Origin of the sequence: Alteromonas stellipolaris (assembly GCF_001562115.1) — a bacterium.
Lineage (GTDB): Bacteria > Pseudomonadota > Gammaproteobacteria > Enterobacterales > Alteromonadaceae > Alteromonas > Alteromonas stellipolaris.
Genome location: NZ_CP013926.1, coordinates 3,536,651 through 3,550,946 on the forward strand (window position 1 = coordinate 3,536,651; position 14,296 = coordinate 3,550,946).

Below are 14,296 nucleotides of genomic sequence, written 5' to 3' on the forward strand. Positions count from 1 at the left end.
CGTTTTATGCTCTGCTGTCAGGGTCAAAACTGGTGGCCAATATTGCCAACACCAGTTCGTCAAAACTTAACCCTGCCACTTTGGCCGCTTTAGGCACCAAGCTTTTTTCCGTCATTCCCGGCACCGTATTCGCTTCAAGCAAATAAAAGTGCCCGTCACTATCCTGCATCACGTCAATGCGACCCCAGCCAGAGCCAGAAATAGAATCGAATGCCTGCGTCGATAGCTGAGCAAGATGTGCTTCTTGCTCGTCAGACAAACCACTTGGACAAAAGTATTCGGTGGTATCGTCTTGGTACTTTGCAGCATAATCATAAAACGTATGAGGAGTAGACATGCGGATAGACGGCAATGCCTGCCCCTGAATTACTGAAACCGTAAATTCAGGGCCATTTATGTATTGCTCTAACAGAACCTGATTGTCATAGTTAAAGGCGTCCTGTATGGCATTTTCGAGTTGTTCAGCGCTTGTCACTCTTGCCATGCCAATACTCGACCCTTCTCGGGCCGGTTTTACCATGACTTCATTCCCCAACTTTTCCATTATAGCGCTGCACTTACCAGCTTCAAAGCGCCTTTTATCAGCAATTTCATATTTAGCAGTAGGTAAGCCAAGGCTTTGCCATACTTGCTTGGTGTGAATCTTGTCCATCGCCAATGCAGAACCTAAAACCGGCGTTCCCGTATAGGGAATTTTAAGCAGTTGAAGTGCCCCTTGCATTGAGCCATCTTCACCACCTCGGCCGTGTAACATGATAAGCACTCGGTCGACTTTTTCGCTGATCAAATCAGTCAGTGGGCGCTTAGCTGGATCAAAAGCAATGGCATTCACATTTTGTCGTAAAAGTGCTGCAAGCACTGCGTTGCCTGAGTTTAGCGACACTTCACGTTCAGCAGAATCGCCGCCAAACATGACCGCAACTTTTCCAAAGGCGGCAGCATCATATTTTGTTACGTTGCTAAAAAGGCTCATGCATCGCTCTCCTGATGCAGCGCTTTTGGCTCCATCTCACGGCTAGCTAGCAACTTAGCAATTTGACCAATGTTCCCAGCACCTTGCGTCATCACGATATCGCCCTCTACCAAAATATTGGCAAGAATGGCGGGAAGCGCTTCTTTGCCGCCCACGTAGACGGGCTCAATTTGGCCACGTTGACGGATAGAACGACACAAAGATTTACTGTCAGCGCCCTCAATAGGTTGTTCACTGGCCGGATAAACGTCTAACAATAGCAACACGTCTACCGTAGAAAGCACGTTAACAAAGTCTTCGTATAAATCACGAGTACGGGTGAACCTGTGTGGTTGATACACCATGACTAAGCGATTCTCGGGCCAATTAGCCCTTGCAGCCGCTATCGTGGCTTTCACTTCTGTAGGATGATGACCGTAGTCGTCAACCAAAGTAACGTTACCCACACTGGTATCAAAATCGCCAAGTACTTCAAACCGACGGCCAATACCACCAAAGCTTGCCAATGCAGCCACAATGGCGTCATCATCAATGCCTTCGTCAGTCGCTACCGCAATGGCTGCCAATGCATTTAGCACATTGTGATTACCGGTAAGGTTTAGTGTTACCTTCAACGGCTCGCGCTCTGGACGTATAACAGTGAAATTAGCTTGTCCAAACGATAAAGTAATATCCTGGGCACGCACATCGTTGTGCGCTTCAAAACCATAAGTAATGATGCTGCGGCCAATACGAGGGCTAATCTCTTGTATGTTGGCGTCGTCGCCACACACGATTGCCTGCCCGTAAAATGGCAAATTACTTAAAAACTCAACAAAGGTGTCTTTTACTTTCGAGAAGTCACCACCATAAGTATCCATATGGTCAGCTTCAATATTCGTGACTACCGACACCATTGGCTGCAAGTGCAAGAACGATGCATCGCTTTCATCGGCTTCAGCTATCAAATAACGGCTTCTTCCCAAGCGTGCGTTAGTACCTGCACTATTTAACAAGCCGCCAATCACAAATGTTGGATCGTACTGCGCTTGAGCAAAAATGGTCGAGATCAAACTGGTTGTTGTGGTTTTACCATGAGTTCCGGCCACAGCAATTCCATGGCGAAAACGCATTAATTCCGCTAACATTTCCGCACGACGTATAATTGGAATACGTTGTTCTCTGGCGGTAATAATCTCTGGATTAGCTTCGTTAATAGCGCTAGAAACCACAATCACGTCCATACCATCAACGTTTTGTGCTTTATGACCAATTTTTACATCTACACCCAAATCACTTAGGCGCTGAGTCATAGGCCCTGAATTTATATCAGAGCCAGCAATGTCGTAACCTTCATTAAGCAGTACTTCTGCAATACCGCCCATACCCGCACCGCCAATGCCGATAAAAAATATTTTCTTCACCCTGCGCATTTGCGGGCTCTCAAATGGGGTCTTAAAAACCATTATTCCCCTACTCCTACTACTGCCATGCAATGGCTTACTACTTGTTCTGTGGCGTGAGTACTGGCATGTTGCCTTGCTACTGCACCCATTTTTAGGCAATCGCTAGGGTGTGTTACCCAGTGCCGAACTGCCTGCCTTAAATTGTCTTCTAATGCTGATTGCGCAACCATAATGGCTGCGCCATGTTTCACTAACGACTGCGCATTTTTGGTCTGATGATCGTCTACCGCGTGAGGCAAAGGTACAAACAATGCTGCCCTGCCGGCTGCCGCCACTTCTGCAACGGTAAGTGCGCCTGCTCTGCAAATTACAAAATCCGCCCACTCATAGGCTGCTGCCATATCATCAATAAAGTCGCTGACGTCAACGGGATTGGCCGAACCTGCATAAAGCGCTTCTACCGAAGCTTTATTGCCTTTTCCGCATTGATGACGAATAGATAAACCGTCTAGCGCCGCACAAGTGTCGGGCACAGTATCATTAAGTACTTTGGCCCCCAAACTTCCTCCAACAACCAATAGATTAAGTTTGCCGTTTGTTGACTCATCTGTAACTTGTTCTTTCGGGTTAACCTGCCAAATTTCGTCCCTCACAGGGTTGCCCACGGTGTACACTTTAGACGCAACGTTAGCAAATTGTGGTTTAGCATCTTCAAAACCAAGTAGCACCCGCGTAGCGACTTTGGCTAATAGCTTATTCGTCATGCCTGCGGCCGCATTTTGCTCGTGTATAACCACGGGAATGCCTAGGGATTTTGCCGCAATACCGCCAGGTCCGCTGGCATAACCACCAAAACCAAGCACTAAATCTGGTTGCACCCGTTTAATGATACGGCGAGCCGAAAATAAACTTTTGATCAGTGCTATACCGCCCGACAGTTTTGCTTTAAGCCCTTTACCACGAATACCTTTCACGGGGATAAAGTGAATGGGAATACCATGTTTAGGTACAACGTCGGCTTCCATTCGCTCGGCAGTACCCAACCATTCTATTTCCCAGCCAGCGGATTGCAGCGCGTGCGCCACAGCTAATCCAGGGAAAACATGCCCCCCAGTGCCACCCGCCATAATTAAGCAACGCTTACTCACTCGTGGCCTCCTTAGATACTCGGGCTAAAATAGCTTTGATGCCCGCTTTTCCTTCGTCTTCAGGAGAAATGCTATTAGATGATTTTTTTGCCCCAGCGCCTTTTGATGTCGCTGCTGACGCTTCTTGATCAGCCCCTTTTACATCAAGCACTTTCGCATCAGCAGCTTGGTTATAATCAGCATCGGCGTCAGCAAAAGGTTCAGCATTGGTGTGCTTTGTTTTCACTGGCGGCGTAGCCGCTGACTTAGCGGAAGACTTTGCCTTCGCTTTACTGGTTTTCTTATTGTCGCCACGCCCTAAAGCTTGAACACCGTCTACGCGCAATTCAAAATCGATACGCAACAATAAAGCCACCGCAACAGACATAACGATAAGCGATGATCCGCCGTAACTCACTAATGGCAGCGTTAATCCTTTGGTGGGCAGAATACCTGCACTAGCACCAATATTTACAGCGGTTTGAAAACTAAACCAAATACCTACGCTGTAAGCTAAATACCCTTCAAACGGACGTGATTTCAATAACGCTTTGTTCCCTATTTGTAGGGCACGCACCACCATCCATAAAATTAAGCCGAGTACGGCAAGTACACCCACAAAGCCAAGTTCTTCGGCAAGAATAGCCATGACAAAGTCTGTGTGCGCTTCGGGTAAGAACTCTAACTTTTGTAGGCTGTTGCCCAAACCTTGGCCAAACCAATTGCCTCGCCCATAAGCCATTAAGGATTGGGTTAACTGATAACCCGCACCAAATGGGTCGGCCCATGGATCAAGAAAAGAAGTCACCCGCTTCATGCGGTATTCTTCAAATACGATAAGGGCAACAACCGCCAGCACGCCGGCGAATACCAACGCAAAGAACTGCCACAAGCGAGCGCCGGCTAAAAATAGCAGCCCAATGGTAGTGGCAAACATCACAACCACAGTACCTAAGTCGGGTTGTAGCAATAGCAACATGGCTAAGGCGAAGAACACCACTAAAGGCTTGATGAAACCTTTTAAGTTTTCGGTTACTTCTTCATAACGGCGGACCAAGTAGCCCGCCAAATAAGTAAAGAAAAAGAGTTTTGCAGGCTCTGCAGCTTGTATGGTGATGGGGCCTAGCGCCAACCAACGAGTACTACCGTTCACGGTACGCCCAATAAGCAGAACTGCCACCAACAGCCCAATGGCCGCCAATAATAAATAAGGGTTTGCCGTACGCCAAAACTGCATAGGAAGTTCTAATACCACCATGGCAGCAATAATCGCCCCCACAATGTAAATGCCATGGCGAATAGCAAAGTAAAAAGGGTTATCGTGAATTCGTTCAGCAACCGGCATCGACGCTGATGTCACAATAATAATACCAATGGTCATTAGCGCTAACGCAACAATGATTAAGCCGATATCGTAGGGGCTTTGGAGATTTTTTTCATCGTGACGGGCGGCAAACAATGCACTTAATTTAGTGTCTGTTGACGACGTACTTTGTGTTTTTTGCGCGCTATTTGCGTGGGAAGCATTTGCAATCGTCATGATGGCAATCCCCCTGCTTCTTTCGTTGCGCCTGCATCACGAGTAAATTTCACACTTGCGGTAATATGTGCTACTGCGTCAGTGAATACTTGTGCGCGGTGCATATAGTTTTTAAACATGTCGATACTTGCACAAGCCGGAGACAGTAAGACAATATCACCGCTAACAGCACGTAAGTTAGCTGCCGACACTGCCATTTCCATTGAACTAACTAACGTAGTGTTATCAAAAATCGTACTGAATTTTTCTGCATCTTTTCCAAGAGCTATCACTTCACTCACACTTTCAACCAGCGCTGGTTTCAATGCACTTAAGTCTGCTCCTTTGCTATCACCACCAGCAATGAGAATAATCTTTCCTTTGGTGATAGGTGCAAGCCCTTCAATAGCGGCGATGGTGGCACCCACATTAGTGGCCTTTGAATCATCTATCCATTTCACGCCATTAATGTTGGCAATTTCTACGCAGCGGTGCGGCGCTGAAGTGAAGCTGGTCACTGCAAGTGCAGCTTTGTTAAGCGGTGCACCAAACGCCTGACATAACGCCAGCGATGCCATTACATTCAGAATATTATGCATACCCGCCAAGCGGATATCAGCGCTATTGAGCAACGCTTCACCGTCAAAGGTAATATTGCCTTCCCTTAAACCAAAACCGGTATCGCTAGCATCAAGGCCATAGGTTATGGTGTTTTCACAAGCCGAAATTGGTTTTACTTGGTAGTCGCCTCGCCAAACGACTGCGGTATCACAATGACTAAAAATACGCTGCTTGGCAGCTGTGTAGTGCTGCATATCGCCGTGTCTATCTAAATGATCATCACTAATATTTAAAATAGAGGCAGCGTTTAACTTCAAGCTAGAAGTCGTCTCAAGCTGAAAACTCGATAGCTCTAAAACAATGACATCCAAAGGCTGTGTTTCTCGCTGACTCACAGATTCCGGAAGGGTTTCAAGCACAGGACGGCCAACATTACCTGCTTCACACACCTCGTATCCACAGGCTCTTAGCATATGGGTAGTAAGTAGCGTAACCGTGGTCTTTCCGTTCGACCCCGTAATGCCTATCGTTGGCGTACTGTTAAGACGTGCAAATAATTCCACATCACCAATCACTTCAACACCACAGGCTTTGGCATGTATTACTTGTTCAATATCAAGAGATAGACCCGGACTAAGCACCAAAGTATCAACGCCTGCGAAGAAGTCACGAGGCAATGACCCAGTGGTGACGCAGATATTTAATGGTGCTGACACATTGAAAGTATCACGGGTATCGAAAGCTTTTACCTTCGCCCCTTGTTGCTTTAGAAAACGCACGCACGCCTGACCTGTTAATCCAAGGCCGCCTACCACATAAGAATGTGCACGTACGTTATATGTCATTACCTAAGCTTCAATGTTGCCAGCCCAACAAGGACTAAAATGATAGAAATAATCCAGAAGCGCACTATAACTCGTGGTTCTGGCCAACCCTTTAATTCGTAATGGTGATGGATAGGTGCCATTCTAAAAATGCGTTGTCCACGCAATTTAAATGAACCCACCTGCAAAATGACCGATAGCGTTTCTACTACAAACACGCCGCCCATAATAATTAGTACAATTTCTTGGCGAACTAGCACGGCGAGCACGCCTAATGTTCCACCTAACGCCAATGAACCTACATCACCCATAAACACTTGAGCGGGATAGGTGTTGAACCATAAAAATCCTAGCCCAGCACCAACAATGGCCGTACACACAATAACCAACTCACTGGTAAGTGGAATATGCGGAATATTCAAATAATCGGCGAAATTTGCATTACCGGTCACATAAGCAAAAATAGCGAAAGCGCCTGCCACTAAAATAGTGGGCACGATGGCTAAACCATCTAGGCCATCAGTTAGGTTTACTGCGTTACTTGTGCCCACAATGGCAAAGTAAGTAATAATGATAAAAAAGGCGCCTAGTTGCGGAAACACTTCTTTGAAGAAGGGGATAAGCAACGAGGTTTCAGCACTTAACGTGGCACTGCTATATAAGAAAAAAGCCACCCCAATAGCCACCACCGACTGCCAGAAATACTTCCAGCGAGCAATCAAGCCTTTTGAGTCTTTGCGAATAACTTTACGGTAGTCATCAACAAAGCCAATAATGCCGTAAGACACCACCACGGCTAAGGTCACTAATACGTAGCGGTTACTTAAATCTGCCCACAGTAAAACACTGACTACGATAGCCGCTAAAATCAGTAAGCCACCCATAGTAGGTGTACCCGATTTAGATAAGTGACTTTGCGGGCCATCATCACGAACGGTTTGTCCTATCTGCATAGTTTGCAGATAACGAATCATTTTAGGGCCAATTAAAATAGCAATGAGCAACGCCGTTAACGTACTTAAAATCGCTCTTAGGGTAAGGTATGAAAATACGTTAAACCCAGTATCAAATTGTGTCAGCCAGTCAGCTAGCCAAATTAACATGCAATACGCTCCCGACGGCGTTCAAACTTTCCCAGCGAAGAGGCCTCAATCGCCTCTACCACGCGTTCCATACGAGAACTGCGTGAGCCTTTTACTAAAATTGAAATATCTTGTTGTTCTACTTGTAAGTCCTGCTCTAGCGCTTGCATTAAACTGTCGATGTCGGTGAAATGGCCGCTGTTTTTTCCAACCACATTTTTTCCTGTAACATCATCAAACACGGCACTTGCAGCCTGGCTTAGCACACCAAACGAATACAGGTAATCAATGCCTTTACTTAATGCGTAATTACCTACTTGCTCATGATAAAAGCGCGCTTTTTCGCCCAGCTCTTTCATGTCGCCCAATATCAAAACATTAATGCCCGAGAAGGTACTTAGTGTATCTATAGCCGCATTCACAGAGGCAACGTTGGCGTTGTAGGTGTCATCAAGCAAACGTACTTGGCTGCCTAATGTCTTAACATTCAAACGCCCTTTCACTTGCTTCATCGCAAGCAAACCGTCACGTACATTCTCAAGGGTGGCACCTAATTGCATGGTAAGGGCCGCAGCTACTAGCGCATTTCCCACATTGTGGATACCTGGAATAGTTAATTGAATAGCAGCTTCACCTTCGTTGCTACACAACTGAAATGCAGCGCAACCATCAAGGCCTACAATGATGTCTTCTGCCGTAAAGTCGGCTTCGTTCTTTTGCATTGGCGAGAAAGTTAACACCCGCTTTTGCTTAAGCTTACCTTGCCAAAAATCGGCAAATTGGCTGTCTAGATTAACAATGGCAGTGCCGCTATCGCCTAAGCCTTTAAATATTTCGCTTTTTGCACGCGCTACACCTAACAAACTTCCGAACCCTTCAAGATGAGAAGCAGCGGCATTTACAATAGTGGCAACGTCTGGCTTAACCAGATTAGTGGTGTAAGCAATTTCACCTAGGTGATTTGCACCTAATTCCATCACCGCATATTCGTGGTGTTGCTCTAGGCGAAGTAAAGTAAGCGGAACCCCAATATCATTATTGAAATTGCCGTTTGTGGCGAGTACTGAACCACGGCGTTCAAGTATGGCCGCACACATTTCTTTCACGGTAGTTTTACCGCTACTCCCTGTAATAGCGATGGTTTTAGGTGCCACTTCGCGTTTTACGGCAGCGCCTAAAAGACCTAAAGCCAGTTTAGTGTCTTCAACATACACCACAGGAATGGAGACATTCACAGGTTCGCTGGCGATAATTGCACTTGCGCCTGCTTTTTCAGCGCTTGCTGCAAAGGCGTGACCGTCAAAGTTCTCGCCTTTTAATGCAAGGTACACAGAGCCCGAATCTAAGGTTCGCGTGTCTGTACTTACTGCATTAACTTCACAATCTTGTCCGTCAAGTTTGCCGTCTATTTGGCTGGCTATCCACGACAGTGTTGTAGTTATCATTTTTTGTACTCCTGCTGTAGTCGAGCCACAACTGTACGTTCGTTATAGTCTGTCTGTTGGGTACCAATAATTTGGTAATCTTCATGACCTTTACCGGCCACCACAATAATGTCGTTTTTATCTGCATTTTCTAAGCAATAGCGAATAGCTTTTTCTCTATCTGCTTCTTCTACTGCGTCGTTAGCACGTTGCAAACCCGACTTAATATCACTAGCAATGCTTTCAGGCGACTCACTGCGACTGTTATCAGTTGTAATGACAATGACATCTGCATACTGCTCAGCCGCCGCTCCCATTAAGGGGCGTTTGCCTTTGTCGCGATCACCACCACATCCAAACACGCACCACACTTTACCCGCGGTATGTGTTTTAGCGCTTTTCAGCACTTGCTCTAACGCGTCGGGTGTGTGCGCATAATCAACAACCATGCTGGCACTGCCTTCAACGGGAAACACTTCCATTCTTCCCGGTACAGGTTGTAAGCCATTCAGTACCCGCACTACATTTTCAAAGCGTTCGCCTTGCGCCAATAAGCATGAAATAGCGCTTAACGCATTGCTCACGTTAAACGAGCCAAACAATGCTAATTCAATAGGCGCTGTACCCCATGAAGAAACAAGGTCGAATCGAATTCCTGAGGAATGGTATGAAACATTTGTGGCGAAACAATGGCGATCTTGTGGTTGTTTGTGCGTGGCTATAATGTCTTCAGTAGGTTCAAACCCTGCCCATACTCGAATAACGCTCGGCTTTTTATCTTCGCGTCTCTCTAACCCTTTATGCTTAGCTGCATTTGTATCTAAATAGTTAGCCCAATTTTGGCTTTCGCTATCGTTTACATTCAACACTACAGCTTCAAGGCCAGGTTGATTTAATAACAACCGTTTTGCCTTCGCGTACTCTTCCATGGTGCCGTGATAATCTAGATGGTCACGGGTTAAATTAGTGAATACCGCGATATCTGTTTTCACTTGGCTTAACCGGCCTTGCACTAATGCATGAGAACTGGCCTCAAACGCCGTATGTCGCACTTCGCATTGCACAAAGTCTGCCAACACGTACTGCAGACGAATAGCATCGGGGGTGGTGTTAGCCGCAGCGGTTGTTACCCATTGAGTATTTTCACCTTCATATACGCTACTACCTAGGGTTCCCACACTGGCGCTGCGCGTACCCAAGGCATCTTTTAACTGGGTAAGCAATTGAACTGTAGAGGTTTTCCCGTTAGTTCCCGTTACTGCCACTGTCATCATTTTCAAAGCAGGATAGTCATAAAACGCAGCCGCTAATGCCGATAACATGCTAGGTAATTGATATAACGAAATAATCACCGAATGGTCGCGCATTTCCAACTGACCATGGGCCTGACTGTCGTCAGTTTGCGCCAGAATTACACGTGCCCCTAAACTAATGGCTTGAGGTATGAAATCTCTTCCATCACGTTCGTGACCTTTAACCGCAATAAATGCGATTTTAGTATTCACTTCGCGGCTATCTAAGGTTAACCCTTCGATACGAATATCGGGTGCATCGATACCAAATTTCGCCAGCAGCGCACGGGCACTTTGAATAAAGGAATTAACTACCATGGTTGCCCCCTTTTAGCCATGCGCCTGAGGTTACATGCTTATCATCAGGGGTTACGTTCAGCATATGTAGTGCGCCGCCCATAATTGACGAAAACACGGGTGCTGCCGTGTCACCGGCATGATACAAATCGCCGCCAGGCTCATTAATAAGCACAATAGTCACAAGTCTGGGGTCAGAAACAGGGGCAATACCCGCGAAAATATTCACATATTCTTCGCCATAACCGCCCGCCACTGCTTTACGACTCGTACCGGTTTTTCCTGCTACGCGGTAACCTGGTACGGCTGCTTTTTTCGCTGTGCCGCCACGCTGGGTTACGCTTTCCATCATTTGTACTATCGCTTTAGCATTTTCTTCGCTTATTACCCGTTCTGGCTGACCTTGCCATCCCGTTTGCTGCGGCGACTTAATAATATTCAATGGCTGCTTGATGCCGCCATTAGCTAAAGTGGCATACAACCTGCCAAGTTGTGCGGTAGTCACGGAAATACCATACCCAAATGACAATGTTGCCAGTTCGAATTCAGACCAGCGGCTGCGGTCGTAGAAAATACCACTGCTTTCACCAGCCATATTTAGGCCCGTATCTGACATCAAACCAATGTTGTAATACGTATCGAGTAGAAACTGTTTAGGCACAGAAAGCGCTAATTTCGAGGTACCCATATTGCTTGAATGCTGAATTATTTCTTCAAGGGTAAGCTCGCCATAATTGCGCGAATCTTTAACTAAGCTGCCGCCTAAGCGCATCCAACCAGGGTTGGTATCCACCACATCTTCGGCTTCTACTTCACCAAATTCCATGGCGGTTAATACGGCTAACGGCTTTAATGCAGAACCGGGCTCAAATGCGTCGGTGATAACCCGGTTACGCATGCGGTGTGGTGAAATATTGCTGCGATCGTTAGGGTTAAACGATGGCGCATTTACCATGGCCAGTACATCACCTGTTTTTACATCAATCACAACTGCAGAAGCAGAACTAGACTGATAATAAATCATGGCTTCTTTAATTTCTTTGTACGCTAACGCCTGAATACGTTGGTCGATAGTTAGTTGCAGATTGCCCGCATCTTCACCAGTAGTGGTTTCTAAAATTTCTACCTGACGGCCTTTGGCATCTCGTCGAATTTTACGTGAGCCAGGCGTTCCAGTTAGCCACTCATCGTACATGCGCTCTAAGCCTTCAACACCGGTATCATCAACATCGGTAACACCGATTAATTGAGCCGACACTTCACCGGTGGGGTAATAACGACGGCTTTCGCGGCGTAAGTAAATACCTGGAATATCAAGTTTATCTACGTACTCAGCCATAGCCGGGGATACTTGGCGCTGCAAATACACAAAGCGACGTTTAGGATTGCTCACTTTTTCTTGTAAGCTATCTACCGACTGCCCTAACACATCGGCCAGTGCTTGCCAGCGACGAGGCTCAGCAAGGCCATCATTCTCATGAATAATTTTAGGGTCGGCGTAAATGGCACGAACCGGTACGCTGACGGCTAATTCAACACCATTTCTATCTGTCACTAACCCGCGATAGGTTGGCATGTTACGCGTACGCAAAGTACGGCTGTCGCCTTGTTGAATAAGCTCGTCAGGCTCAATAACTTGAATAAACGCCGCGCGGGCAGCCAGTGCTGCGAAAACCGAGATAACCACGATAAGCACAACCACAAAGCGCCAATGCACCAAGCTTGGTGTGACGTTCTGTTTTGCTCCGCTCGCTTTGCGGCTACGTTTAACGGTTTGCGTGGTCATTTAAGTCTCACCACCACTTCGTCATCGGCTGTTGGACGGTACATATCAAGTTGCTTTTCAACCAAGGTTTCAATTCGGTTATGTTCGGTAAGCGCACGTTGTTCTAGCACTAAATTGCGCCATTCAACATCAAGCTCGTCTTTCTGTTGCATCAGGTCTTCAAGGGCAATTACTTGCTGGCGATTTTGGTGGCTTCCAAGAATAACCGCCATGCCACTAAGCAGAACCGCTAAATACAACAAAACCCGCAACTTGTTGCGGGTTAAATCTGACACAATAATCAGCAGTAAACTGAAGTTTGTATTTGCCCTGTCAGGCTTACCTAACGTCATAGCTTTTCGGCCACCCTTAACACGGAACTGCGTGAGCGAACGTTGTTCGCAATCTCCAATTCAGAGGGTTTGATGGCCCGACTTAAGGCTTTTAATACTTTGTCGGCGTCTATTTCCGCTTGGGTGATAGGCAAATTATGCGGTACTGATTTGCCTTTGCTTTGATCTTTTATAAAGCGTTTTACTAATCGGTCTTCTAGAGAATGAAAAGAAATAACCGCCAAACGCCCTTCTTTGGCTAATACTTGAGTAGCTGCTTTTAGGCCAATTCGCAGCTGCTCTAGCTCAGCGTTAATGTAAATTCGAATACCTTGAAATGCACGAGTTGCAGGGTGCTTGAATTTGTCTTTTACTGGCACGGCTTCGTCAATAAGTGCGGCTAACTGGGCGGTACGAGTAATCGGCGTGGTTTCACGGGTATTTACAATGGCGTGCGCAATTCGTTTGCCAAACTTCTCTTCGCCAAACTCTTTAATCACTTGGGTAATGTCTTGTTCTTCCGCGTGGGCTAGCCAATCGGCAGCACTTTCACCGCGTGAAGTATCCATACGCATATCTAGCGGGCCATCACGAAGGAAACTAAATCCACGTTCGGCATCATCAAGTTGAGGGGACGAAACCCCCAAATCCATCAATACACCGTCAATCTTTCCGGTTAAACCAAGGGCTTCAATTTCTTCGGCCATGTCGCCAAAAGGAGAATGAATAATACGGAAACGGCTATCATCAGCAAAACGCTTGGCCGCTTCTATGGCCTGTGGGTCGCGATCAAACGCGATTAGGCTACCATCACTACCCAACGCATCAAGAATATGCGCAGAATGGCCTCCACGGCCGAATGTGGCATCAATATAAATACCGTTAGGTTTGATAGCCAGGGCTTCTATGCACTCGTCGAGTAACACGGAAACATGTTTGAATTCGTTAGATTGGCTCATAAGGAAAAGTCCTGTAAACGTTCGGTGAGTTCAAATTCGCCTTTGCGTTCGGTATCCATATCAAGCTCAACTTGTTCAGCCCATACTTCGGCATCCCAAATTTCAAACTTATTCAACTGACCAACTAACATGACTTCTTTTGATAGGTGAGCATGAAGGCGTAGAGGAGTAGGAAGCAGAATTCGTCCGCTTTTGTCCATTTCACCTTCTGTAGCATGACCCAGTAATAAACGCTGCATGCGTCTTTCCGCCGGAATCATGCTTGAGAACTTAATAAGTTTAAGCTCAATTTCTTCCCATTCGGGAAGTGGGTAAAGCAGCAAACAACTTTGCTGTGTATCGACCGTACAGACCAGCTGTCCATTACAATCATCCAGCAACGACTGCCGATACTTTGTTGGTATCGCTAGTCTGCCTTTTGTATCCAGATTGATTGCGTTAGCGCCGCGGAACATTCCCCTAGCCTTCTATATTTTGCTCTTGGTTTTCTTGTTTTTTGAGTACTGATCTGCAAAACAATGATGGTTCGATCCACTATTCGCCACATTTACCCACTGATTGACAGTTTAGGTATCAATGATCCCCACTGTCAAGCTAAAAAGCATAGTGAAGGCCACGTATTTACTGGCTTTAAACTGTGGTTACATACAGTGTTTTGGCGAAGTAGTTGATAACCCCTAAGAAAAGAGGGGCAAAATAAATAGGGGTTAGAAAAAAGTACAGACTTTAAATACGAAAAACCGATACTCGTTTCCC

Annotated in this window: 12 protein-coding genes; all 12 read right to left on the reverse strand. The window is 46.3% G+C overall.

Annotated features, from left to right (window positions below; genetic code table 11):
* Positions 1-4: 4 nt before the first annotated feature.
* The 12 genes from AVL57_RS15135 to mraZ are packed head-to-tail and all read right to left on the reverse strand — an operon-like array spanning position 5 to position 13,995.
* A complete protein-coding gene (locus AVL57_RS15135; RefSeq protein ID WP_057789954.1) occupies positions 5-973 on the reverse strand; it encodes a D-alanine--D-alanine ligase in 969 nt (322 codons plus the stop codon).
* Entirely contained in the window at positions 970-2,418 is a 1,449-nt protein-coding gene (gene murC / locus AVL57_RS15140; protein ID WP_057789952.1) for a UDP-N-acetylmuramate--L-alanine ligase, read from the reverse strand. The genes AVL57_RS15135 and murC overlap by 4 nt, the downstream gene beginning before the upstream one ends.
* Positions 2,418-3,506 (reverse strand): undecaprenyldiphospho-muramoylpentapeptide beta-N-acetylglucosaminyltransferase, encoded by a 1,089-nt coding sequence (murG, locus tag AVL57_RS15145; RefSeq protein ID WP_057789950.1) that lies wholly within the window; start codon positions 3,504-3,506, stop codon positions 2,418-2,420. The genes murC and murG overlap by 1 nt, the downstream gene beginning before the upstream one ends.
* Positions 3,499-5,025, reverse strand: a complete 1,527-nt coding sequence (gene ftsW, locus AVL57_RS15150) for a cell division protein FtsW (protein ID WP_231751130.1) — start codon at positions 5,023-5,025, stop codon at positions 3,499-3,501. The genes murG and ftsW overlap by 8 nt, the downstream gene beginning before the upstream one ends.
* Positions 5,022-6,410 (reverse strand): UDP-N-acetylmuramoyl-L-alanine--D-glutamate ligase, encoded by a 1,389-nt coding sequence (murD, locus tag AVL57_RS15155; protein ID WP_057789948.1) that lies wholly within the window; start codon positions 6,408-6,410, stop codon positions 5,022-5,024. The genes ftsW and murD overlap by 4 nt, the downstream gene beginning before the upstream one ends.
* Positions 6,410-7,492: a phospho-N-acetylmuramoyl-pentapeptide-transferase gene (gene mraY, locus AVL57_RS15160; protein ID WP_057789946.1), complete on the reverse strand. Its 1,083-nt coding sequence runs from the start codon at positions 7,490-7,492 to the stop codon at positions 6,410-6,412. The genes murD and mraY overlap by 1 nt, the downstream gene beginning before the upstream one ends.
* Positions 7,486-8,916 (reverse strand): UDP-N-acetylmuramoyl-tripeptide--D-alanyl-D-alanine ligase, encoded by a 1,431-nt coding sequence (locus AVL57_RS15165; protein ID WP_057789944.1) that lies wholly within the window; start codon positions 8,914-8,916, stop codon positions 7,486-7,488. The genes mraY and AVL57_RS15165 overlap by 7 nt, the downstream gene beginning before the upstream one ends.
* Entirely contained in the window at positions 8,913-10,505 is a 1,593-nt protein-coding gene (locus tag AVL57_RS15170; RefSeq protein ID WP_057789942.1) for a Mur ligase family protein, read from the reverse strand. The genes AVL57_RS15165 and AVL57_RS15170 overlap by 4 nt, the downstream gene beginning before the upstream one ends.
* Positions 10,495-12,270, reverse strand: coding sequence for a penicillin-binding transpeptidase domain-containing protein (locus AVL57_RS15175; RefSeq protein WP_057789939.1), 1,776 nt, complete (start codon positions 12,268-12,270; stop codon positions 10,495-10,497). Before AVL57_RS15175 ends, AVL57_RS15170 begins: the two co-directional genes overlap by 11 nt.
* Entirely contained in the window at positions 12,267-12,602 is a 336-nt protein-coding gene (ftsL, locus tag AVL57_RS15180; protein WP_013782930.1) for a cell division protein FtsL, read from the reverse strand. The genes AVL57_RS15175 and ftsL overlap by 4 nt, the downstream gene beginning before the upstream one ends.
* Positions 12,599-13,540, reverse strand: coding sequence for a 16S rRNA (cytosine(1402)-N(4))-methyltransferase RsmH (gene rsmH, locus AVL57_RS15185; RefSeq protein WP_057789937.1), 942 nt, complete (start codon positions 13,538-13,540; stop codon positions 12,599-12,601). Before rsmH ends, ftsL begins: the two co-directional genes overlap by 4 nt.
* Positions 13,537-13,995: a division/cell wall cluster transcriptional repressor MraZ gene (gene mraZ / locus AVL57_RS15190; protein ID WP_057789935.1), complete on the reverse strand. Its 459-nt coding sequence runs from the start codon at positions 13,993-13,995 to the stop codon at positions 13,537-13,539. The genes rsmH and mraZ overlap by 4 nt, the downstream gene beginning before the upstream one ends.
* Between the last annotated feature and the right edge of the window lie 301 nt (positions 13,996-14,296).

Coding starts and splice junctions, on each gene's coding strand:
- murC (WP_057789952.1), bottom strand. CDS start 2,418: ATGGTTTTTAAGACCCCATTTGAGAGCCCGCAAATGCGCAGGGTGAAG.
- AVL57_RS15165 (WP_057789944.1), bottom strand. CDS start 8,916: ATGATAACTACAACACTGTCGTGGATAGCCAGCCAAATAGACGGCAAA.
- mraY (WP_057789946.1), bottom strand. CDS start 7,492: ATGTTAATTTGGCTAGCTGACTGGCTGACACAATTTGATACTGGGTTT.
- AVL57_RS15175 (WP_057789939.1), bottom strand. CDS start 12,270: ATGACCACGCAAACCGTTAAACGTAGCCGCAAAGCGAGCGGAGCAAAA.
- murD (WP_057789948.1), bottom strand. CDS start 6,410: ATGACATATAACGTACGTGCACATTCTTATGTGGTAGGCGGCCTTGGA.
- mraZ (WP_057789935.1), bottom strand. CDS start 13,995: ATGTTCCGCGGCGCTAACGCAATCAATCTGGATACAAAAGGCAGACTA.
- rsmH (WP_057789937.1), bottom strand. CDS start 13,540: ATGAGCCAATCTAACGAATTCAAACATGTTTCCGTGTTACTCGACGAG.
- AVL57_RS15135 (WP_057789954.1), bottom strand. CDS start 973: ATGAGCCTTTTTAGCAACGTAACAAAATATGATGCTGCCGCCTTTGGA.
- ftsW (WP_231751130.1), bottom strand. CDS start 5,025: ATGACGATTGCAAATGCTTCCCACGCAAATAGCGCGCAAAAAACACAA.
- ftsL (WP_013782930.1), bottom strand. CDS start 12,602: ATGACGTTAGGTAAGCCTGACAGGGCAAATACAAACTTCAGTTTACTG.
- AVL57_RS15170 (WP_057789942.1), bottom strand. CDS start 10,505: ATGGTAGTTAATTCCTTTATTCAAAGTGCCCGTGCGCTGCTGGCGAAA.